This window comes from Brachybacterium sp. p3-SID957 (genome assembly GCF_025144775.1).
GTDB lineage: Bacteria > Actinomycetota > Actinomycetes > Actinomycetales > Dermabacteraceae > Brachybacterium > Brachybacterium epidermidis.
Genome location: NZ_JALXKT010000061.1, coordinates 1 through 18,773, shown reverse-complemented (window position 1 = coordinate 18,773; position 18,773 = coordinate 1). Strand labels below are relative to the sequence as shown.

General features: G+C 69.4%; 21 protein-coding genes. 6 read left to right on the top strand and 15 right to left on the bottom strand.

The window, feature by feature from the left end; all coding sequences use genetic code 11:
* Nucleotides 1–46: 46 nt before the first annotated feature.
* Nucleotides 47–1,714 carry an RNA polymerase sigma factor gene (locus M3B01_RS12000; RefSeq protein ID WP_259792375.1) on the top strand — a complete coding sequence of 556 codons (1,668 nt, stop codon included), beginning with the start codon at nucleotides 47–49 and terminating at the stop codon, nucleotides 1,712–1,714.
* Nucleotides 1,715–1,852: 138 nt separating this feature from the next.
* On the opposite strand, the gene ettA is transcribed toward M3B01_RS12000, so the two are convergent.
* Entirely contained in the window at nucleotides 1,853–3,535 is a 1,683-nt protein-coding gene (gene ettA, locus M3B01_RS11995) for an energy-dependent translational throttle protein EttA (protein WP_259792373.1), read from the bottom strand.
* Nucleotides 3,536–3,675: 140 nt separating this feature from the next.
* Here ettA and M3B01_RS11990 point away from each other — a divergent pair, with 140 nt between their 5' ends.
* From M3B01_RS11990 to M3B01_RS11980, 3 genes are read left to right on the top strand one after another with little or no spacing between them, the layout of a single operon-like run.
* Nucleotides 3,676–4,254: a hypothetical protein gene (locus M3B01_RS11990; RefSeq protein ID WP_259792371.1), complete on the top strand. Its 579-nt coding sequence runs from the start codon at nucleotides 3,676–3,678 to the stop codon at nucleotides 4,252–4,254.
* On the top strand, nucleotides 4,251–4,514 hold the full coding sequence (locus M3B01_RS11985; RefSeq protein ID WP_259792369.1) for a hypothetical protein: 264 nt from the start codon (nucleotides 4,251–4,253) through the stop codon (nucleotides 4,512–4,514). The genes M3B01_RS11990 and M3B01_RS11985 overlap by 4 nt, the downstream gene beginning before the upstream one ends.
* The gene (locus tag M3B01_RS11980; protein WP_259792367.1) at nucleotides 4,511–4,963 is read left to right on the top strand and encodes a hypothetical protein; all 453 of its coding nucleotides are present in this window, start codon (nucleotides 4,511–4,513) and stop codon (nucleotides 4,961–4,963) included. Before M3B01_RS11985 ends, M3B01_RS11980 begins: the two co-directional genes overlap by 4 nt.
* A gap of 1,352 nt (nucleotides 4,964–6,315) precedes the next feature.
* On the opposite strand, the gene M3B01_RS11975 is transcribed toward M3B01_RS11980, so the two are convergent.
* The 13 genes from M3B01_RS11975 to M3B01_RS11915 all read right to left on the bottom strand — a co-directional run bounded on the left by M3B01_RS11975 (nucleotide 6,316) and on the right by M3B01_RS11915 (nucleotide 15,615).
* On the bottom strand, nucleotides 6,316–6,834 hold the full coding sequence (locus M3B01_RS11975) for a hypothetical protein (RefSeq protein WP_259792366.1): 519 nt from the start codon (nucleotides 6,832–6,834) through the stop codon (nucleotides 6,316–6,318).
* Nucleotides 6,835–7,269: 435 nt separating this feature from the next.
* Nucleotides 7,270–7,563 (bottom strand): hypothetical protein, encoded by a 294-nt coding sequence (locus tag M3B01_RS11970; protein ID WP_259792365.1) that lies wholly within the window; start codon nucleotides 7,561–7,563, stop codon nucleotides 7,270–7,272.
* A gap of 293 nt (nucleotides 7,564–7,856) precedes the next feature.
* Complete coding sequence (locus M3B01_RS11965) at nucleotides 7,857–8,639, bottom strand: hypothetical protein (protein WP_259792364.1); 783 nt, start codon at nucleotides 8,637–8,639, stop codon at nucleotides 7,857–7,859.
* A gap of 14 nt (nucleotides 8,640–8,653) precedes the next feature.
* Entirely contained in the window at nucleotides 8,654–8,824 is a 171-nt protein-coding gene (locus tag M3B01_RS11960; RefSeq protein ID WP_259792363.1) for a hypothetical protein, read from the bottom strand.
* A 172-nt stretch (nucleotides 8,825–8,996) separates the two neighbouring features.
* On the bottom strand, nucleotides 8,997–9,194 hold the full coding sequence (locus M3B01_RS14745; RefSeq protein WP_259792376.1) for a WhiB family transcriptional regulator: 198 nt from the start codon (nucleotides 9,192–9,194) through the stop codon (nucleotides 8,997–8,999).
* A gap of 59 nt (nucleotides 9,195–9,253) precedes the next feature.
* Entirely contained in the window at nucleotides 9,254–9,442 is a 189-nt protein-coding gene (locus tag M3B01_RS11950) for a hypothetical protein (protein ID WP_259792362.1), read from the bottom strand.
* A complete protein-coding gene (locus M3B01_RS11945) occupies nucleotides 9,439–10,851 on the bottom strand; it encodes a DUF3631 domain-containing protein (RefSeq protein ID WP_259792361.1) in 1,413 nt (470 codons plus the stop codon). Before M3B01_RS11945 ends, M3B01_RS11950 begins: the two co-directional genes overlap by 4 nt.
* Nucleotides 10,852–11,073: 222 nt before the next feature.
* The gene (locus M3B01_RS11940; RefSeq protein WP_259792360.1) at nucleotides 11,074–11,340 is read right to left on the bottom strand and encodes a hypothetical protein; all 267 of its coding nucleotides are present in this window, start codon (nucleotides 11,338–11,340) and stop codon (nucleotides 11,074–11,076) included.
* 53 nt (nucleotides 11,341–11,393) lie between these two features.
* The gene (locus M3B01_RS11935) at nucleotides 11,394–11,603 is read right to left on the bottom strand and encodes a helix-turn-helix domain-containing protein (RefSeq protein WP_259792358.1); all 210 of its coding nucleotides are present in this window, start codon (nucleotides 11,601–11,603) and stop codon (nucleotides 11,394–11,396) included.
* A 132-nt stretch (nucleotides 11,604–11,735) separates the two neighbouring features.
* The gene (locus tag M3B01_RS11930; RefSeq protein WP_259792356.1) at nucleotides 11,736–12,230 is read right to left on the bottom strand and encodes a hypothetical protein; all 495 of its coding nucleotides are present in this window, start codon (nucleotides 12,228–12,230) and stop codon (nucleotides 11,736–11,738) included.
* Entirely contained in the window at nucleotides 12,220–13,353 is a 1,134-nt protein-coding gene (locus M3B01_RS11925) for a site-specific integrase (protein ID WP_259792354.1), read from the bottom strand. Before M3B01_RS11925 ends, M3B01_RS11930 begins: the two co-directional genes overlap by 11 nt.
* Nucleotides 13,354–13,778: 425 nt before the next feature.
* On the bottom strand, nucleotides 13,779–14,471 hold the full coding sequence (locus M3B01_RS11920; protein ID WP_259792352.1) for an HAD-IA family hydrolase: 693 nt from the start codon (nucleotides 14,469–14,471) through the stop codon (nucleotides 13,779–13,781).
* 7 nt (nucleotides 14,472–14,478) lie between these two features.
* Nucleotides 14,479–15,615, bottom strand: a complete 1,137-nt coding sequence (locus M3B01_RS11915; RefSeq protein WP_259792350.1) for a PDZ domain-containing protein — start codon at nucleotides 15,613–15,615, stop codon at nucleotides 14,479–14,481.
* A gap of 80 nt (nucleotides 15,616–15,695) precedes the next feature.
* Between M3B01_RS11915 and M3B01_RS11910 the strand changes: the two genes are divergently transcribed.
* On the top strand, nucleotides 15,696–17,237 hold the full coding sequence (locus M3B01_RS11910; RefSeq protein ID WP_259792348.1) for a zinc-dependent metalloprotease: 1,542 nt from the start codon (nucleotides 15,696–15,698) through the stop codon (nucleotides 17,235–17,237).
* On the top strand, nucleotides 17,234–17,827 hold the full coding sequence (locus M3B01_RS11905) for an NUDIX hydrolase (RefSeq protein ID WP_259792346.1): 594 nt from the start codon (nucleotides 17,234–17,236) through the stop codon (nucleotides 17,825–17,827). The genes M3B01_RS11910 and M3B01_RS11905 overlap by 4 nt, the downstream gene beginning before the upstream one ends.
* Before the next feature lie 18 nt (nucleotides 17,828–17,845).
* Here the strand turns inward: M3B01_RS11905 and M3B01_RS11900 are convergent, their stop codons facing one another.
* Entirely contained in the window at nucleotides 17,846–18,433 is a 588-nt protein-coding gene (locus M3B01_RS11900; protein ID WP_193866890.1) for a M48 family metallopeptidase, read from the bottom strand.
* Nucleotides 18,434–18,773 lie beyond the last annotated feature (340 nt).

Sequence of the window (18,773 nt, the reverse complement as noted above, 5' to 3'; positions counted from 1 at the left end):
TGGTCACGACCCTACCGAACAAGGCCGCACTAAGGATGGTCCCCCAGTGAGCACCGAGGGTCATGCCGGGGAGACTCCGGCGATACCGGAGGACACCCTGGATCTCGGGGACCGTCTCGACCCGGTGCGCACCCTGCTGCGCCGCGCGGCCGGGGGCGATCAGCGGGCGGCCAGGGCCCTGGTGGACGTGCTGGGACCGCGCATCCACGGCCTGGGCGTCCACATCACGGGATCGACGGCCAAGGCCGGCAGGCTCACGGTGTGGGTGCTGCGCTCGTGCCTGCGCGATGCCGGTCAGCTCGCCGCGAGCGGCCTGCCCGGGGAGGCCGCGGTGCTGGACCGGGCCCGTCGTGCCGCGGTCGCCACCGAGCCCAGCGGCGACGTGCGCTCCCTGGTCGCGCCCGACGCGGTGAGCGACCGCACCCGGGACCGCCGGGAGGTGACGGTGATGCGCGCGCTGCTGGATCTCCCCGCCCGCGAGCGGGCCCTGGTGGAGTCGGCCGCGCAGGGACGCTTCCCGTACACGGGCACCGCCCGACAGCAGCCCGCGATGGTCCTGGCCCGCCTGCTGGACTCCCTGGTCCCCTTCGGCCAGCCCGGGGGTGGGGCGAGCACCGATGGCACCGGTGTCGAGCGGGGAGCGCTGGCCGCGCTGGACGCACTGGCGCTGGCCGACGACGGCGAGCGCGCCCGTCTGCGCGCCCTGACGGCCGGCACCGATGCGGCCGGGGTGCACCGCCATGCCATCGAGGCCGCCGCCCAGCTGACCCTGCTGACGGCCGTGGCCCCCTCCCGTGACCTGCACGAGGCCGTCCTGGAGGGCTTCGGCGCCTCAGGGACCGGACACGCCCCTGCCCCAGGACAGACGCACTCCCCGGGGCGGACTCCGGCGCCAGGGCACGCAGCACCGCCCGCATCCCGGCAGCCCGAGGCCGCCTACCACGGCACCTACGCCACGCCTGTGCTCGGCACGGACACGCAGCGCCGCCTGGTGGGGCCCCCCGCGATGACCGGCGGCATGCCCTCGGGCGTCCCTGCGCAGGCCTCCGCACCGCTGTCGGCCCCCGCTCCCCCGCCGCAGGCCACCGGCGGCGCCGGGCCCGGCAGCAGCGCCAGCGGCCCCGGTGCCGCGCCCGCTCCGGCCTTCGCCTTCTCACCACGGGACGACGCCGAGCTGTCCCGCCGTCGGCGTCGTCAGGCGAAGGCGCGAGGCCGGGCGGAGCGGGATCGTGAGCGCAGCCCCTGGCCCACCCGCATTCTGGCCGTCGTCTCGACGCTGCTGCTGATAGGGGCGCTCGTGGCCTCCGGCCTGCTGCTCGATGCTCGTCGCGATCTGGCCGAGGCCCGCGCGTTCGCAGCGACCTGGAGCGAGCTCAGCGTGCAGGAGGACGCCCGCCCGGTGCCCGGGCTGAGCGACAACGGCACCTGGCGGGCCATCATCACCGAGAACCGGGCGGCCCTGTGGGCCGAGGGCGTCTCCGAGTACGAGCGGGACGGCGACCAGGAGGAGGTGCTGCAGCTGTGGGGCGCGCGCGATGGCATCCCGGTGGACCTCGGGGTGCTGGAGGTCCCCCGCGACGGCACCATCCAGGTGGTGGTGCCCGAGCGCGTGGACCGCTTGCAGGTCACCCGGGAGCACGCCCCGCAGAACCGCTCCGGCACTCCTTCCGAGCGGGTGGTGGCGAACCTCGATCCTGAGCTGTCCGGGACGTGACGCTGTCCGGGACGTGACGCCGTCTAGAAGCCCGGCAGGTGATCTCAGCGCCCCTGGCCCCGAACACGACGCGGCCCCGCACCCGGGGGACGGGGCGGGGCCGGTCGGCGCGCCGTGCGCGTGCGCGGTCGCGGGCGTTCAGTCGCGGGTGAGGCGACGGTAGGTGACGCGGTGGGGGCGGGCCGCCTCCTCGCCCAGGCGGGCCACCTTGTTGGCCTGGTAGGACTCGAAGTTGCCCTCGAACCAGTACCAGCTGGCGGGGTTCTCCTCGGTGCCTTCGTAGGCCAGGATGTGGGTGGCCACGCGGTCCAGGAACCAGCGGTCGTGGGAGACCACCACGGCGCAGCCGGGGAACTCCAGCAGTGCGTTCTCGAGCGAGCCGAGGGTCTGCACGTCCAGGTCGTTGGTGGGCTCGTCCAGCAGCAGCAGGTTGCCGCCCTGCTTGAGGGTGAGGGCCAGGTTCAGGCGGTTGCGCTCACCGCCGGAGAGCACCCCGGCCTTCTTCTGCTGGTCCGGGCCCTTGAAGCCGAACTGGGAGACGTAGGCGCGGGAGGGGATCTCCACCTTGCCCACCTGGATGAAGTCCAGGCCGTCGGAGACCACCTCCCACAGCGACTTGTCCGGGTCGATGTTCTCGCGGCCCTGGTCCACGTAGCTGATCTTCACGGACTGGCCGATCTTCAGCTCGCCCCCGTCGAGCTCCTCGAGCCCCACGATGGTCTTGAACAGCGTGGTCTTGCCCACGCCGTTGGGGCCGATGACGCCGACGATGCCGTTGGGAGGCAGCGAGAAGGACAGATCGTCGATGAGCACCCGGTCGCCGAAGCCCTTCTTGAGGTTCTTCGCGTCGATCACCTGGGAGCCCAGGCGGGGGCCGGGCGGGATGGTGATCTCCTCGAAGTCGAGCTTGCGGGTCTGCTCGGCCTGGGCGGCCATCTCCTCGTAGCGGGCCAGGCGGGCCTTGGACTTGGCCTGGCGGCCCTTGGCGTTGGAGCGCACCCACTCGAGCTCGTCCTTGAGGCGCTTGGCGAGCTTGGCGTCCTTCTTGCCCTGGACGCTGAGGCGCTCCTCCTTCTTCTGCAGGTAGGTGGAGTAGTTGCCCTCGTAGGGGTACAGGTGACCGCGGTCCACCTCGGCGATCCACTGGGCGACGTGGTCCAGGAAGTACCGGTCGTGGGTGACGGCGATGACGGCGCCCTCGTACTGCTGCAGGTGCTGCTCCAGCCACAGCACGCTCTCGGCGTCGAGGTGGTTGGTGGGCTCGTCCAGCAGCAGCAGGTCCGGCTTCTGCAGCAGCAGCTTGCACAGGGCCACGCGGCGGCGCTCGCCGCCGGAGAGGTGGGTGACGGGCTCGTCACCGGGCGGGCAGCGCAGGGCATCCATCGCCTGCTCGAGCTGGGAGTCGAGGTCCCAGCCGTTGGCGTTGTCGATCTCCGTCTGGAGCTTGCCCATCTCCTCCATCAGGGCGTCGAAGTCGGCATCGGGCTCGGCCATCTCCTCGCCGATGGCATTGAAGCGCTGCACCTTCTCGTACAGCTCGCCCATGCCCTCCTGGACGTTCTCCAGGACCGTCTTGGACTCGTCCAGCGGGGGCTCCTGCAGCAGGATGCCCACGCTGTAGCCGGGGCTGAGGCGGGCCTCACCGTTGCTGGGCTGGTCCAGCCCGGCCATGATCTTCAGGATGGTGGACTTGCCGGCGCCGTTTGGGCCGACCATGCCGATCTTGGCGCCCGGGTAGAAGCTCATGGTGACGTCATCGAGGATGACCTTGTCGCCCACGGCCTTGCGGGCCTTGTACATGGTGTAGATGAACTCTGCCAAGCTGTTCTCCCTGGTAGATCGGCTGAACGTCCGGGCCGAACGATCCGGGAACGATAGCGCTCCCGTGTTGTGGACTAGATGCCCGCCTCAGTGTTAGCGCACCGGGCGGGCGGGACACAGCCTGAATCGGAGGCCATGCCATGAATGAGACTACCGCCTACCCCGGCACCACCGAACGGATCACCTTCCCCGATGGGGATCACCTCACGATCAGCGTCGAGGACCCCGGCTACGTCGATGTTGACGGACACATCGAGGGCGAGGACGTAGGCATGTCCCTGCGGTCCGATGTGGCCTTCGAGGACGGCCGGCTGCTGACCATCGGCGCGCATGACGCACTGTGGACACGGGACCGTGAGCGGGGCCGGCGGATCGGTGACGCACTGATCGCGGCCGCGTCGCTCGCGCAGACACTCGCAGACCACGTGGACACCTCGGAGCGGGTAGCGCTGGACGGCGGGCACGCCGATGTGGACGTGATCGACCAGCATGTCGAAGTCACCGTCACCCTCGGGGAGCGGGCCACCATCGGGCTCGCGCTCACCACCGGGGAGGCACGGAAGATCGCTCATGCACTCATGGGCGCGGTGCGCCGGGCGGAGGTCTCCCGTGCGATGCAGCTCAACCTGTCCGGCGTCGAGACGGTCACGGACCTGTTCAACACGGCGCAGGACACCGGCGTCCCGGCCTCGGCACTGGTCGAGGTGATCGGGCGATGAGCAGCCTGTACCGGATTGACCCGGCCACGGGTGAAGTGATGCTGTCAGCGGACGGCATGGCGCTGCTGTTCGGTGTCCCTGCCGATGAGATTCGGGCGCACGCACGGGAGCACGGCAACGATCCCGATGCGCTACCGGACGCATGGGCACGGCAGGGCCGCAGGCGGGCCGCTGAGGCCCGCGCCGCCACCGGGGATGATTCCATGCACGCTGCGCTCATGTACTACGCGCAGCAGACCGGCGAGGGGGCGGACCGATGACCCCTACCTGGTTCGCGGTCAACAATCAGGCCACGCTCGAGGACGTGCCCGACCTCGCAGCTATCGGGATCAAGATCGGGCGACGGTCACCCGACCCGGTGAGAGTGTTCCGCGATCCCAGCACCGGGCGGCTCCTGGCAGAGATCGGCACCGTCCACGTGTACCGGGACGGGCGGGTGTGGATCATCCCGCGATCAGACTGCCCAGACGGGTGCCTGCGTGAACTGGTGCGCACCGCGGTGGACTGCGTAGAACGGGACCTGCACCGGCGGGACCGGTGGCACTACTACCGGCCCACCAAGACGGTCCCGGTCGGGGAATGGTCCTCCGTCATCGCCGTGTGGGGACCGGAGTTGCAGTCAGTGTTCGCGGCCCACGCGGCGATGCTCCAGCCGGCCGCACTACCGGGCGACAGGGCGACCTCCGAACAGCTTCACCAGCGCGCCTGACACCTCTACGCCGCCCGCAGCGGCCCGGACATGCACCGGGTGCCCTGTGGGCGGTCTAGGGGCGTCCAGGCGTCCTCAGCGTGCCTCTACGGTCTCCCACGCTGCCCCAGGCATGGGGCGAACAGGCAGACACCGGTCCAACCCATCCTTCACCGCCCGGACCGGGGGCGGACAGTGACCATTGGCCGTGGTCCTGGTGCCACTCCCAGACGCTCACCACCAGGTGGGGGTCTAGTCGGCGTGGGCGAACAGTCGTGAGCGGTGGGAAGGTCGGCGGGCGTCTTTGGGGCAGGGGGTCAAGCAAAGGCGGCCCGTAGGGCTCCGAGCTGTAGACCGAAGCGTCAGCCGCTACGGCGCCCGGCCCTCCCCCGGACCAGTCGCGCCACGTTCTCCCTACTCGCGTCACCCTCGGACCTTGCAGCCTGTAACGCTTCTTCGAACACTTCTACGGGTGCCGCGGCCATGTCCATGATGTCGGCCCGCTCGTCAGAGTCGGGGATCAACTTCTCTGCCCGCCGGTGCGACTCGCGGTGCGATGCAGTGCGACACCTAGACGAACAGAACTTCCGATCCGCCCGCCCGCCGATCATCGCTCCACACCACCGGCAGGGATGCTCCACCGACTCAACACGCGCTGCCTCTCGATAGATGCGGGCACGGCACGACGGAGAGCAGTAGACGTGCTTCCGGCGCGCCACCTTCACCAGCAGCAGGGCCGCCCCGCATGACTCGCAATGCTCAAGGGACTCGGCTCCCGTCAGGAACTCTCGGGTAGCCGGTCGAGCCAGCGCTGCATCGGGGATCTGCTGGGGCTCAGCAGTCGCGCAGTCCCGGCAGAAGATCCCATGCCGGGCTCGCCTCCACGCATGGCGGGTAGACCTTCTGCGCTCCGTGAATCGCACGGGCAGGATGGGGAGGTCGTCAGCGACCTGTCGGCCACAGGACTCGCACAGGACTGTTCGCATAGACGTTACTGTAACAGATGCGTGAACAGAACTGTGGTGCCGACAGTCCCGTGTGCTGGTGCGACCCCAGCGTCTGAGGGCGCGACGATCCCGGCGCTCCCCACGGGACGCGGCCCAGCCAGGTAATCCCGGATTCGGGATTACCGAGCACGCGTGCTACCCACGGAACACGGACCGGCTGGCAGGGAGCTGCTGACAGCAAGTCCCTGGCGCTCACCAGATCCGGCGAGCGATGCTTCCCAGCTCCGGGAACCTTCCGTTCCCCGACGATCACACGGCGCTCGGCACGACCAGCGGGTGAAGGCCGCCGGGACGGTAGGTGGTTCCCAGGGCGATGAACCAGCCTTGGGAGTAGACCTCGAGGCCGTCACGGCACCTGCCAGAAGCTCACGATGTGACAGACGGAGGTAAGGCCAGCAGGCGGGCGAGGAGTTCCGTCCTTGCATCGGTTTCCGCTTCGAGGTCAGGCTGTCCTCGGCCCGCCCATCCGAACTCAGCATCACGGCCCAGTGACACGGATTCCCCGGTCTTGAACTCCACAGAGATAGCGGGGTCAATAGTCGGGCCGGCGGGGTTACTCCACGCCGTTGACTCCGGGAGGAACTTGACAGCACTCACCGTTGCCAGAGGCAACACCGGACCGCTAATGGAGAATCGCTTTATCCCACCTTCCGCGTATCCGTACTGGAGGATAGCTGCGTGCGTTCGGGTGACAGCGAAAAGGCGACCGGTGTCCGTCGCACCCCGTTCCTGAGTCGTGAACAGCAGTAGATCGTCCTCGGTCGGACAGATCAGCCGAAGGTAATCGACCAGGACGGGCAAGCGGGGAACATTGTCCAAGCCGCGTGAGATGTTGTCACCAATGCGGTCTCGCACGAGCGTCTGGATCGGGGTGTTGCCGGTCATGGTGACCTCCTGAGAGTCGGGGGCGATGGTTCGCCCCGGTAGTGCTCACCGTAGAGGTGGGGTCAGACAGACGGCGGCGTTCCGCCTGTGACCCGGTAGCCGCCGTGGACCAGCCGTGCCCTTGTGCGTGCTCCCCCCGGCGGTGTGATCCCCGCGGTTCGGGCCGCTTCCCAGTTCGGTAGGTCCCACCGGTTCTTGTACCCGTTGGCGAGGCACCATGACCATGCGCAGTGATCCCGCAGCGCCCGTGGAACAGCCCAGTACGCCGCGTGCGGCTCCGGGAGACCATGCCGGGACAGGAATCCCGCCACCGCCACCGGATCAGCCCAGAACGGGTCTCCCAGCGCCTCCCCGGTGATCTCCCACGGCACAGCACCAGGACGAACTGACTCCCCCTGCCGGATGACCCGGCCGGCCTTCGCTCGGCGGCGTGCACTAGTCATCCGCGATCACCCATCCCAGGGCCTGCATCCCCTGCGGAGTAAGCCCCAGCTGCGCCCCGATGTGCCGGTGCTCCTGCGCTGTCCACGCCGAAGCCGTACCCCCGTAGATCGCGTGCGTGTGGATCACGTAGGACGCCACCGCCGGGATGAACGACTCATCCCACTGCGACGCCTGCGGAGACTGCCACAACGTCTTCCACAGCGCCCGCTCATCCTTCGACCAGGCCCGACCCGACGGCACCTTCGGCACCGGAAGGTCGCACCCCTCAGCGGGAAGTTCGATCACGGCACCCCGGACGCTCGCAGTCCGGTAGCGCCTACTGTTCGGTTTCAACGGGTTCTGAGCTGGTCCCGGCATCAGCCGATCCTCCTAGATGTACTGGTCAAGCATGGGTCCGGCCCATCGGAAGGCCGGTCGAGATGAGTCCAACTGGTCGTGCGACATCCGAGAGCCCTCCCCGGCGGTCCGATGACCTGCGGGTGTAGGGGTAACGGGGTGGTCCTGTCTGTGCTGCTGGTCGCGGCGTGCGACGGCCCGAACGTGCTGCTGCTCGGACCGTCGCTCGCACTGCATGTGAGTCAGCGTCCGTCCGGGTTCGGCCGCGCCTTGAGGTCCGCGATGGTGCCGAGGTGAAGCGCGGTGCCTTCGGCGTTCTGGAGGTCAAGCCAGCGCCGGTTCACCTGGAGGGTGGAGACCGGCTCGTTGGTGAAAATGTACGGGCTGGCGGTCTTCACGAACGCGGGCGTGTAGTCCGAGATGATGCTGTCGTACCCCTTGTTGTTCTGCTGCGGGGGTACGTCGAGCCAGGCGGACAGTTCGATGCGAACAGCGGCGATCTTGTCGAGCGTGACTGCTGCATCTCGCGCTGCTCGCCATGCAGTGATCTGTTCGACCGTGCCTTCTTCGGTGAGCCAGGCGTCCGTGGTGTTGACGGTCAGGCCCTCGCGCAGGGCTCCGGCGACGGCCTGGGCTGCCTGGTCGAAGGTGGGCTGGAGGGTGGTGATGTAGGTGTCCACCTCTTCCCGCATGGTGGCGAGGATGGCGCGGCCGGCGTGGACCACGTATTCACGCCAGTGCCCGCTGATCTTCCCGGAGTTGGACTCGTGCAGGCCGATCTGTTCGACCTTCGCGTAGACCTCGGCGGGGGTACCGGTGAACGGGTCGGGGTCCTGCCGGGCGGGCGGCGTGTACTCAGCCAGGGCGATGTACTCGGCCCCGTTGGTGACGGTGATGCCGAGGCCCTGGAGCTTGCGGACGAACGCGGCGACCTCTCGCGGGTTGGCGTGGCCGCGCTGCATCTCGCAGTTGGCTTCGATGTCGGAGACGATCTTGGCGGTGTCCATGAAGTGTGCTGCTGACATTGGTGTTGCCTCTTTCAGTGAGTGGTGTCGGGGTAGGTGTTGTCGTACAGGGCTTGCTCATCGGGGGTGAGCTGCGCCCATTTCGGGGTGCCGTAGGCGGCGTCCCAGAGTTCCTGTTCCTCGGGGGTGTAGGTCGGCTCCGGGGGTTTCCCGTAGCTGGATTCCCAGATTTCGTTCTCGGTCATGGCTGGTCCTTTCTGTATCCGTAGGTGGCCCGTGGGCTGAGTGCGGGGTCACCGCGACGCCATGTGATGCCGCAGCTCTGGCATTTCTGCCCGAAGCCGCGGCCGATACGGATCACGGTCCAGGACGGTCGTCTGCAGTCGTCGCGGTGCGTGATCCCGAATCCATCGGTTTTCATTGCTTCCTCCTTTCTCTCGGGGTGGTTCCGCCCCAGACGCCTTCGGTTTCGCCGGCGGCTCGGGCGTAGGTGAGGCAGGCGGGCATGGCGGGGCAGTCGAGGCAGAGGCGGGCGGCTATCTCGGCTTCTGCTGCGCTGCTGTTCCATCCGTCGGGGTCCTGGGCGCAGGGCGTGGGCTCAGTGATGGAGGACATGAGCTGTTCCCATTCGCGGCGGGCGTGCTCGGGGACACCGAGCGCTCCGGGCGTCGGGCTCATCGGTCGGCCTCCTGGTCCTCGAGCTTGTCTGCGATGTCGTGCAGCACGTCGGCCACGCGGCGCAGGTCCTTGGCGGGGATGAACACTGCTTGGCCTCCGGTGCGGATTCGGGCGCCGTAGGTTTCGTGGGGGCGGCCGGGGTTCCATGTCCACTGGTGGACGGATGGGCGGGCGGGGCGGGTCATCGCTGGTCCTCCTGGCAGGTGCCGTCGCAGTCCGTTTCGAGGCAGTTGGGGCAGATCAGCGAGTCAGGGTTACCGATGTTGGGGTAACCGTCCGTTCCGGGGTAACCGGATTCGGGCCTGTGACCTGCGGGGTTATCGGGGTTACCGGAGTTACCCCGCTCCGCAGAAGCAAGAGGGGGGAGGTAGCGGGACCATGCGTCACCGAACATGGACCGCTTGAATCCCTTCACGGACCGGCCGCCGATCTTGAGGGTGGTCGGCCCGATCTCGTACTTCGACAGCAGCCGCGCAGCGAACCTCGGAGTCAGTTCCTCGCCGTGGATCGACGGCCACGGGGCATCCTCGAGGGCGACCAGTCGGGCGACCAGTTCCACCGATGACAACCGTTCCTCCGTGAACACGTCCCGGATGTCGGACAGCAGTCGGATGCCGAGTGACACGCCCTTGTCCTGAGACGCCTTGAGGATCGACAGTGCTGCCGACCTTGCCCGTGCTGGCCACTTCCCGCCCGCGTCATCGGCAATGGCGATGAGCGGTTCCCACACGTCGGCGTCACGGTCTTGGATCGACTCGGGTAGGTCCGGCCACTGGCCACCGATGTACGGGCGCATCGCATCGGCCCACGCTCCGATCCGGGCACGCAGCTCATCAGCCTCCGGCCCGATCAGCCGACGCCGGTAGGGCTCCACGGTCTGATCCCGGCGGCGGCGCTTCATGGGCACCACCACGGCGCGGGTCATGATCGTGTCGGGGAGGGTGTTGAGTCCGGCCAGAGCGACTGCGGAGAATGACGGCCAGTCCTCCGTCACCAGTTCCTTGCCTTTGACCGCTACGCGGCCAGCGGTAGCGCCCTTGCGGTAGCCGGAGTTCAGCAGACCGCGCAGTTCCTCGGAGGAGTCGGTCTTGCCTCCGGTGAAGATCGCGTCGCACTCATCGATCAGCAGCGTGGGCAGTCCGGCGTCGTCGCTGATCTTGCGGAAGATGTACGCGGGTGTCGCGTTCACGGAGAGGACGGGGCGGGGCACCAGGGCCTCAGTGAGTTCCATGCACCGTGACTTCCCACTGCCCGGCTCCGGGGACAGGAAGGCGATCCGCGGGGTGTTCTCGAACTGATCCACCACATGCGCGTGGACGATCCACAGTGCATGAGCGTCGGCGGTCTCCGGGGTCGGGTAGGCGATGAACCGCGACAGGAAGGTGTGCAGGGCGTCCAGGGTGGCCTCCCCTTCTCCCCTGGGGAGGGAGGTAACCTCGGTAACCGGTGTAACCGTGCTGGTCAGAGCCTCAGAATCGGTTACCCCTGCCGAAGCGGTTACCGAGGTATCGGTAACCTTCGCCGGATCGGCGTACTTCGCGGTCACCTCGCGCAGCTCGGCATCGTCGGACGGGTTCAGATAGGGGCGACTCACACGATCACCCCCGCCTGGTGCTGCTGGATCATGTCGTGCATGACCGTGATCGGGCCGCGGCCGCCGGGGGGCATCGGCAACGGCGTGGTGTCGAGGTAGCTCCCCCATGGAGGGGCTGGGGGGCGTCCGTACTCGCGCCAGACAGCCTCCGGAGAGTCAGGATGCATCAGCGGTCCACACCACGATGCGAGGCCGTCAGAGACGGGCGCAGGGATCAGGTGCTCACGCATCAGCGGTCACCGCCTCGTGCAGCTCGGCACCGACGGTGTACGGCACCACGCGGTGCATCTCGAGAGACGCGGCACTGCCCCGCGCCTGGGCACGCCTACAGGCTTTCTCCGCAGCGTGCAGGGACAGGTAGCAGCGGCGCGCGATCCGGTCCGTGGGTGTCTTGACGATCAGCAGGTACAGCGGCCGTGACGCCGCTATCTCCGACGCGGACAGGTGCGGGATCGAGGGTGCCCCGGTATCCTGGTGCTGCGTCGCCACAACGCTTTTGGGAGCCGCCTCAGCCGCCTGCCTGGGGCGGCTTTCCTGTGCGCTCATCGGCCACCACCGGCCACGGTGGGGATCGGAGTCAGCAGGTTCTCCAGCTCGCGCTGGTCGATCCGGATTGCGCGGGTGCCGATGCGGTAGCCGGTCAGCTCCCCGCGGGCGATGTAGTTCCGGACAGTGCGTTCAGTGACGCTCAGGTATTCGGCGGCATCGCCGATGGTGATGTAGCGGGTTCGCGGTGTGGTCGCGAGGGACATGGAAAGAGCCTCCGGGCATTCCAACGGTGACCCTTGTTAGAGGGCCGTTGAAACGGGCCGGGAGGCTCCGCTATCGCATCGTCCTGCGACTCATCGAGTATCTTAGCACCGTTCCGGAACGGAGCGGAACAGTCAGGGCCGGAGCATGTACCTCAGGCCGTCCAGGGTGATCGTTTCGATGTCGCGCCCCACCAGTGCACCGAGAGGTTCCCGGAGGCGGGAAGCTTGGACGGTAAGCGCGTTTCGACAGCTGCACTGCCAGTTGAATGTGATGGTCGCGCCGGCGAGCGGGTCGGTGAATCCCGGTGGCGGATTCTGCGGCACCGAGCGCCCAAAGTCGAGAGGGTCGCGGTCATAGAGGATCATTCCGACGGGTTCCGGTTCGTGCTCCTCGCCCCGGTGCATCGTGTGTCGCGGTATGCGGACATTCCAACGGGTCTGCTCCTCGGACTCTCCGGGAGGTCGGTAGAGCACGCGGGTTCCGCGCTTGCCGTAGCTCTCCGGTGGAGTGATCCCCCAAGATCCATCGTCGGCTCGAGTGAAGCTCTCGAACCAGGTGCGCCCGTGTGTTGCATGAAACGGGCCGGGCCGGTCGCAGTAGATCCGGATCGTGTTGTCAGTCGGCATCGTTCTTCCCCTCATCGGTGGGTGCGGTCAGCGCACGGTCCATTGCGTCGGCTATGGCACGGTCGCGCTGGGCGCTGCCATGCTGGTAGGTCATGGCGATAGCCATGGATCGGTGGCCCAGCCTGTCCTGCAACTCGCGGATGGTCGCACCGGCCCGGGCTGCGAGGACGGCCCCGACGTGGCGCAGACCGTGGAACGTCAGGGACGGGTATCCGCAGGCATCAGCAGCATCTCGGAAGTGCGCTCGGAGGGCCTGGTAGCTCACGGGCCTTCCCGCTTTGGCCGGGGACTCGAACAGATACGCGCCGGGCTCCGGCCCCACATGCTCTGCGAGGTGATCCCGCAGCTTGCTAGCGACGGTCTCCGGGATCGCCACGGTGCGTTTGCTCGCGTCAGTTTTCGTCGCGCCGATCCGTTCTGCCCCGGGCGTCGTGGTGCCAGCGGATCGCAGGACGCGCACGGTCCCGGCCTTGACGTTCACGTCCCGGCGCGTGAGCCCGAGGGCTTCCCCGGCCCGCAGGGCCGCATAGGCTCCGAGGTAGACGGACGCAGCGAGGTAGGCCGGCATCGCAGCGGCGAGCTTGTCCACGTCGGCGGGTTCGAGGTCGGGCACCTCGCGTTCCCGGGTGTGTGTCGCGGCTCCGCGAAGCGTGGCGGGGCTCGCGTGGATCAGACCATCCGCAGCAGCAGCCCGCATGATCTGACCGAACACGCGGTACGCCTGAGCGCGTTTGGCCGGCTTGTCAGCAGGGAGTGCGTCGTACCACTCACGGACGACGGCCGTGGTGATCTTGTCGAGCTGCATGCTTCCGAACGTCTCGGACAGGTCGCGGTCCACAGTCGTGCGGTAGCTGTAGATGGTGCGAGGCGCTTTCTCGAGCCCGGCGAGCCAGCGCTCGGCCCATTGGTCGAAGGTGACGCGCTCCCGCGGTGCGGCCTTCCATTCCCCTGTCACCAGTCGGGTGCGTTGAACACTCAGCCATGCGTCTGCGTCGCGCTTCGTGTCGAAGGTGTGGGGGGCGAAGTGGCGCTTCCCGGTGCCGTCCACGTAGCTCGCGGACCACCGGCCCGACTTCTGCTTTCGGAGGCTGCCGAACGACCGCCGGCCCTGCCTGCCCGCCATGCTCCCCTCCCACCGTCGAACGATCCCCGAACGATCCGGGAACGATACGACGATGGTACTAGGTTCCGCTCGTTGTTACTTGCTTCCACGCCGTCCAGGGCGTATCGTGCCTGGTGTGTGGGAGAACCTGCACGACAACACGGGAACAGAACCGGCGAGCTTTCTACATGGTGTAGATGAACTCTGCCAACGTGGATTCCTGTCCGAAAAGGGGTAGCGGGGTCTCACCGGCGTGCCGCGGAACGGCACCGCTCGGGACGTCTCACGGTCACCGACTCTACCCGGAACGCCCCGTCCTCCGAGGCGCGGCACTGCGGTGCCCTCATGGAGGAGAACGGGGTGGAGGGGCCGGTGTCCCCCCAGGGCCCCTGCCGGGGCTGGACCGGACGATCGCGGCGCTGGGCTGAGCACCGGCGGTCGGCCGCTCAGTCCAGGGGCACGCCCCTGGCGGCGAGCACCTCGCGGGCGATCTCGGTGCCGTGCCGCTCGGCCTGGCCGCCCTGCTCGCCGTTGCGGGGCCACAGGTGGGCGTCGATCCCCAGTGCGCGGGCGGCGTCGACGTTCTCCTGCTTGTCGTCGAAGAAGATCACGGCCGAGGGGATGGACACGCCGCCGGTCTCGTGGGAGAGCGCCTGCAGCAGCACCTCGAAGATCTCACGGTCGGGCTTGACGGCGCGCTCCTCCCCCGAGATCACCGCGAAGCTGAAGGCCTCGAACCAGTCGGCCCGGCGCACGGCCTGCCCGAAGGCGACCGAGGCGTTGGACAGCAGCGCCATCCGCACGTCGTTGCGGGCGAGATCGTGGATGAGCTCGCGGGATCGGGGATCCAGCGTCAGGAAGTAGCGGTTGTCGGCGTCCTGCAGCTCGGCGACCTCCTGCTCGCTGAGCTCCTCGACGGCGACGGAACGCGCCACCGCGCCCCAGTAGTCCTCGCGGCTGAGCTCACCGCTGTCGTAGGCCAGGCGCTCGGCCCACAGCGCGGCGCCGAGGGCATCGGCGTCACCGCCCAGCAGGGCGTGGACGTCGGGCACGGGGTCGTGGCCGTTGCTGAGGACCCCGCCGAAGTCGAAGACGACGGTGGGGCGGGGCGGGGTGCGGTGGCGCTTCCGGGGGCTCATCGGGGGCTCACTGGTCCTCACAGGTGGGAAGTCCGTCGACGCCGCCGGTAGCGGCGATGGTCTCGGTGGCCCTCAACGCCTCGTCGAAGGAGCCGACGGCCACCACCTCGAGCCCATCGGGCTCGTAGCCGAGCACCTGGTCGCAGTTGTCGCGGGGCGCGAGGAAGAACTCGGCGTCGGCGTCGCGGGCACCCACCATCTTCTGGCGGATCCCCCCGATGGAGCCGACGGTGCCATCGGGGGAGATGGTGCCGGTGCCGGCGATCGCGCGCCCCCCGGTGAGGGCGCCCGGGGTGAGCTCGTCGTACACCGACAGGGAGAAGATCATGCCGGCACTGGGCCCTCCGATGTCTCCGACGGCGATCTCCACGTCCATCGGGAAGTCGTAGCCCTCGGAGAGCACCACCCCGAGCCGGGGAGTGCCGTCGACGATCTCGGTGGGCACCTCCAGCGCCACCTCCTGGTCGTTGCGGCGCACCGTGATCGGCAGCGCGCGGCCCTCCTCCGCACCCCTCACCAGGGCCTGGAACCCGGGCAGGTCCGCGGCGGTCTCGCCGTCGATCTCCAGCAGGACGTCACCGGGCTCGAGGTGGCCGTCGGCGGGGGCACCCTGCTGGACACCGGCAACCATCACCACGGGCTCGTACTCGATGCCCAACTCCTCCAGGGCCACCGCCACGGCGCCCTGCTGGGAGGTGGACATCTGCACCGCATTGTCCAGGGTGGTCTGCTCGCGGGTCTGGTCCGGCGGGAACATGAGCTCACGCGGCATCACGGCCCGGCTGCGGTCGAACCAGGAGACCACCACGTCCACCGGGGTCACCACGTATCCGGGACCGCCGTCGACGGAGACGGTGGTCATCATCAGAGAACCGTCGGTGGGGTAGGTCTCCACCCCGTCGATCTGCACGATCTCCTCGTCGCGGTACTCCCCCAGCACGTCGATCGCCGGGCCGGGCTGCTCGATCACGTACGGCACCGGGATCAGGGCCCCGCCCAGGATCAGCGCGCACAGCAGCCCCAGCGAGACCAGCGCGGTGCGCGGGTGTGCCAGCTGGGCGTCCTCGACGGCCTGGGAGGCGAGTCGGCGCAGGCCACGCCGACTCCGGGCGGGCGGCGCAGGGGCTCCGGTGGGATCACTCACCCCGACATTGTGCCCCACCACCAGCAACCCCCCGGGATGGCTGGGTACGCTGGCCGCCGACCCAACTGCGGAGGTGGCCAATGAGCGAGAACCCGATGTCGGGCGGACCCGGCGGCATGGACGAGGAGGCCCTCAAGCGCTTCCTGCAGGAGGCGTTCGGGGGTGCGATCCCCGAGGGGGCCCTGGACGGGCTGGACCTGTCCGCTCTCGCCCAGCAGGCGAACCTGCCGCAGGATCCGTCGCAGCTGCGGGCCGCCGCCGCGCAGATGCAGCACCTGTTCTCCGCGCAGGGCGACGGCCCCGTGAACTGGACTCTCGCCGAGGACGTGGCGCGCCGCACCGCCGCCGGGCAGGCGCAGATGCCGGGCCTGCCCGCCCCCACCGGCACCCCGGGCGATCCCACGCCCACCGACGCGCAGGTGTCCGAGCTGCGTCAGGCCGCGCAGGTGGCGCGACTGTGGCTGGATCCGGTGCTGGCGATCGATGTGCCCTCCCAGGAGCTGGGGGTGCTCGGTCGCGGCACCTGGCTGTACCGCACCCTGCCGCGCTGGCAGTCCACCGTGGAGCCGGTCGCCAAGTACATGGCCGGAGCTATCGGCAAGGCCATCGCGGCGCAGCTGGGGCAGATGGACGAGAACCCGCTGCCGATGCCCGGTGACCCGGCCGCGATGATGGAGCGCTTCGGCGGCACCATGTTCGGCGTCCAGTTCGGCCACGCCATCGGCTCGCTGGCCCGTGAGGTCGCGGGCACCACCGACCTGTCGCTGCCCCTGGGGCCCGACGGCGCCCCCGCCCTGGTGGCCGCCAATGTGGAGGACCTGATCTCCTCCCACCAGCTGGATGCTCCCGCGGCCAGGATCTTCCTGGCGGCCCGGGAGATCGCCCATGCGGCGCTGTTCGCGGCGCACCCCTGGCTGGGCAGGGCCCTGTTCTCGGCGATCGAGGACTACGCCCGCGGCATCACCCTGGACCTGGATGCGCTGGACGAGATGGTGCGCGACCTGGACCTCTCGGACCCGAAGGCGCTGCAGGCCCGCCGCCCGGAGGAGATGTTCGTGTTCACCCGTCGGGCCTCGCAGGAGCGGGCCCTGGAGGAGCTGGCCACCACCCTCGCGCTGGTGGAGGCGTGGGTGGACCACGTGACCACGAAGGCCCTGGAGGGCAAGCTGCCGCAGCTGGAGGCGATGCGGGAGGTGCTGCGGCGCCGGCGCGCCACCGGCAGCCCCGCCGAGCAGATGCTGGCTGGCACCGTGGGCATCGAGCTGCGCCCGCGGCGGGTGCGGGAGGCCCTGGCCTGGTGGGAGAGCGTGCTGGCCACCGAGGGCGTGACCGGGCGCGAGGCGAAGTGGGACCACCCCGATCTGCTGCCCAGCGCGGAGGTGCTCTCCGGAAGGCCCCAGGCGCCGCGCCCCGAGGCCGCCGAGGACGAGGTGCTCTCGGACGTGGAGATCCCCGCGGACTTCGATGCGGAGCTGGAGAAGCTGCTGTCCGGCGAGGGGCAGCAGAGCGCTCCGCGCGAGGACGGCCAGGGCGGCCTGCGCGAGGAGGACGGACTCGACGGGACCGACGACGGGACCGATGACGACGGGACTGATCCCGATCCCGGGAATCGCCCCGCATGACCGCACCGCCTGAGCCGGCGCTGCAGCAGGTGCGGGCCGCGCGCTCCGCGGCCACCGGTGCGCGGATCGCCCGCCAGTACGAGTCGCTGCTGCAGCAGAACCCGCAGGCGGTATACCGCGACGGCGGCCCCGTGCACCTGACGGCCAGCGCGATCGTGGTGGACGCCCCGGGCGAGCACGTGGCCCTGGTGTGGCATCGCAAGGGACAGTTCTGGGTGCAGCCCGGCGGGCACCTCGAGCCCGGGGAGACCAGCCTCGAGGCGGCCGCCCTGCGCGAGGTCGCCGAGGAGACGGGTGTGCACGAGGTGCAGCGGATCGGCCCCGGCCCTGCGGTGCTGCACCAGCACGACCTGGCCACGGCCTTCGGTTCCTGCCGGGCCCACTGGGACGTGCAGTACCTGCTGCGCACCCCGCGGCCGGCCGCCGCGACCCCGTTGCGACCCAGCGAGGAGTCCCCCGAGGTGATCTGGGCGCCGTGGCCGCTGCTGGCAGGCGCCCGCAGCAGGCAGCGATCCCTGCCGGCGGGCACGGTCGCGGACCTGGGGGAGACCCTGGAGCTGCTGGGCACGTGGGCGGCCCGGCACTGGTGAGGGCACAGGAGGTGGGGGCTAGTCCCTCGCCTCCCGAGGTTCGTCCGGTTCCCGGGGTGCGGGCAGGTCCTGCTCCCAGGCCACGCCCTCGAGGAACCCGCGGGCGCGCTGCGCCTGCGGGTACCGGTCCATCAGGGCCTGGAATTCCGGCCCGTGGCCCGGCACCAGCAGGTGCACCAGTTCGTGCACCAGCACCGAGTCCACCACCCACGAGGGCATGCCCTGCAGCCGGGACGAGAGGCGGATGCTGCCCTCCGTCGGGGTGCAGGAACCCCAGCGTCGTTGCTGCCGGGTGGACCACTGCACGGAGGTGGGCCGGGCCCGGGAATCGAGGTACAGCTCACTGAGCTCGACCGCTCGAGCGGCGAGCTGCTCGTCGCTGCGGCGGGGCGCGATGGTGCGCTCCTCCTTGCGCGAGAGCTGATCGATCATGCGCCGCACCCACTGCGCCTCCTCGCGCCGGCTCATCGAGGCGGGGATCGCGACCACCAGATCGCCCTCGCGCCGGGTGATGGACACGCTGCGGCGCCGACGGGCGGATCGGCGCACCAGCACACGCTCCCCGCGGGGACCGGTGACGCCGGGATGAGGGTGCAGATCGGGCATGCGGCCAGCCTCGCACGGATCGGCACGAAGTTTTTGCTCCACAGGCTGTGCATGGCATCACTGCTGGTCGCGGCGTTGTGGGCGGTGGATCACCAGGTTCCTCCACAGCCGCCCCACCGTCATCCGCACACTGTCCACACAAGCGCGCGGGTTGTCCACAGGGCGTCCCCCGGACGCCTTTGACCCGCCCCGCCCCGAGGGGCTACGTTTCCCTGAACGTGGAGCCCCGGGATAACTAGCAGGACGCACACGGGGAAGGTGCGCGTGGTGCTGAGCGCCCCCGGGGCTCCACGGTCCGTGCGGCCGGATCCGGCTGTCCGGACCCCTGCCGTGGGGGGGG

Excerpts from the sequence above, each read along its gene's own strand:
- M3B01_RS11900 (WP_193866890.1), bottom strand. The coding sequence starts at position 18,433 with ATGCCCGATCTGCACCCTCATCCCGGCGTCACCGGTCCCCGCGGGGAG.
- M3B01_RS11910 (WP_259792348.1), top strand. The coding sequence starts at position 15,696 with ATGAGCGAGAACCCGATGTCGGGCGGACCCGGCGGCATGGACGAGGAG.
- M3B01_RS11920 (WP_259792352.1), bottom strand. The coding sequence starts at position 14,471 with ATGAGCCCCCGGAAGCGCCACCGCACCCCGCCCCGCCCCACCGTCGTC.
- M3B01_RS11975 (WP_259792366.1), bottom strand. The coding sequence starts at position 6,834 with ATGACCGGCAACACCCCGATCCAGACGCTCGTGCGAGACCGCATTGGT.
- M3B01_RS14745 (WP_259792376.1), bottom strand. The coding sequence starts at position 9,194 with ATGTCCTCCATCACTGAGCCCACGCCCTGCGCCCAGGACCCCGACGGA.
- M3B01_RS11950 (WP_259792362.1), bottom strand. The coding sequence starts at position 9,442 with ATGACCCGCCCCGCCCGCCCATCCGTCCACCAGTGGACATGGAACCCC.
- M3B01_RS11980 (WP_259792367.1), top strand. The coding sequence starts at position 4,511 with ATGACCCCTACCTGGTTCGCGGTCAACAATCAGGCCACGCTCGAGGAC.
- M3B01_RS11960 (WP_259792363.1), bottom strand. The coding sequence starts at position 8,824 with ATGACCGAGAACGAAATCTGGGAATCCAGCTACGGGAAACCCCCGGAG.
- M3B01_RS11925 (WP_259792354.1), bottom strand. The coding sequence starts at position 13,353 with ATGGCGGGCAGGCAGGGCCGGCGGTCGTTCGGCAGCCTCCGAAAGCAG.
- M3B01_RS11935 (WP_259792358.1), bottom strand. The coding sequence starts at position 11,603 with ATGTCCCTCGCGACCACACCGCGAACCCGCTACATCACCATCGGCGAT.
- M3B01_RS11965 (WP_259792364.1), bottom strand. The coding sequence starts at position 8,639 with ATGTCAGCAGCACACTTCATGGACACCGCCAAGATCGTCTCCGACATC.
- M3B01_RS11930 (WP_259792356.1), bottom strand. The coding sequence starts at position 12,230 with ATGCCGACTGACAACACGATCCGGATCTACTGCGACCGGCCCGGCCCG.
- M3B01_RS11985 (WP_259792369.1), top strand. The coding sequence starts at position 4,251 with ATGAGCAGCCTGTACCGGATTGACCCGGCCACGGGTGAAGTGATGCTG.
- M3B01_RS11990 (WP_259792371.1), top strand. The coding sequence starts at position 3,676 with ATGAATGAGACTACCGCCTACCCCGGCACCACCGAACGGATCACCTTC.
- M3B01_RS11905 (WP_259792346.1), top strand. The coding sequence starts at position 17,234 with ATGACCGCACCGCCTGAGCCGGCGCTGCAGCAGGTGCGGGCCGCGCGC.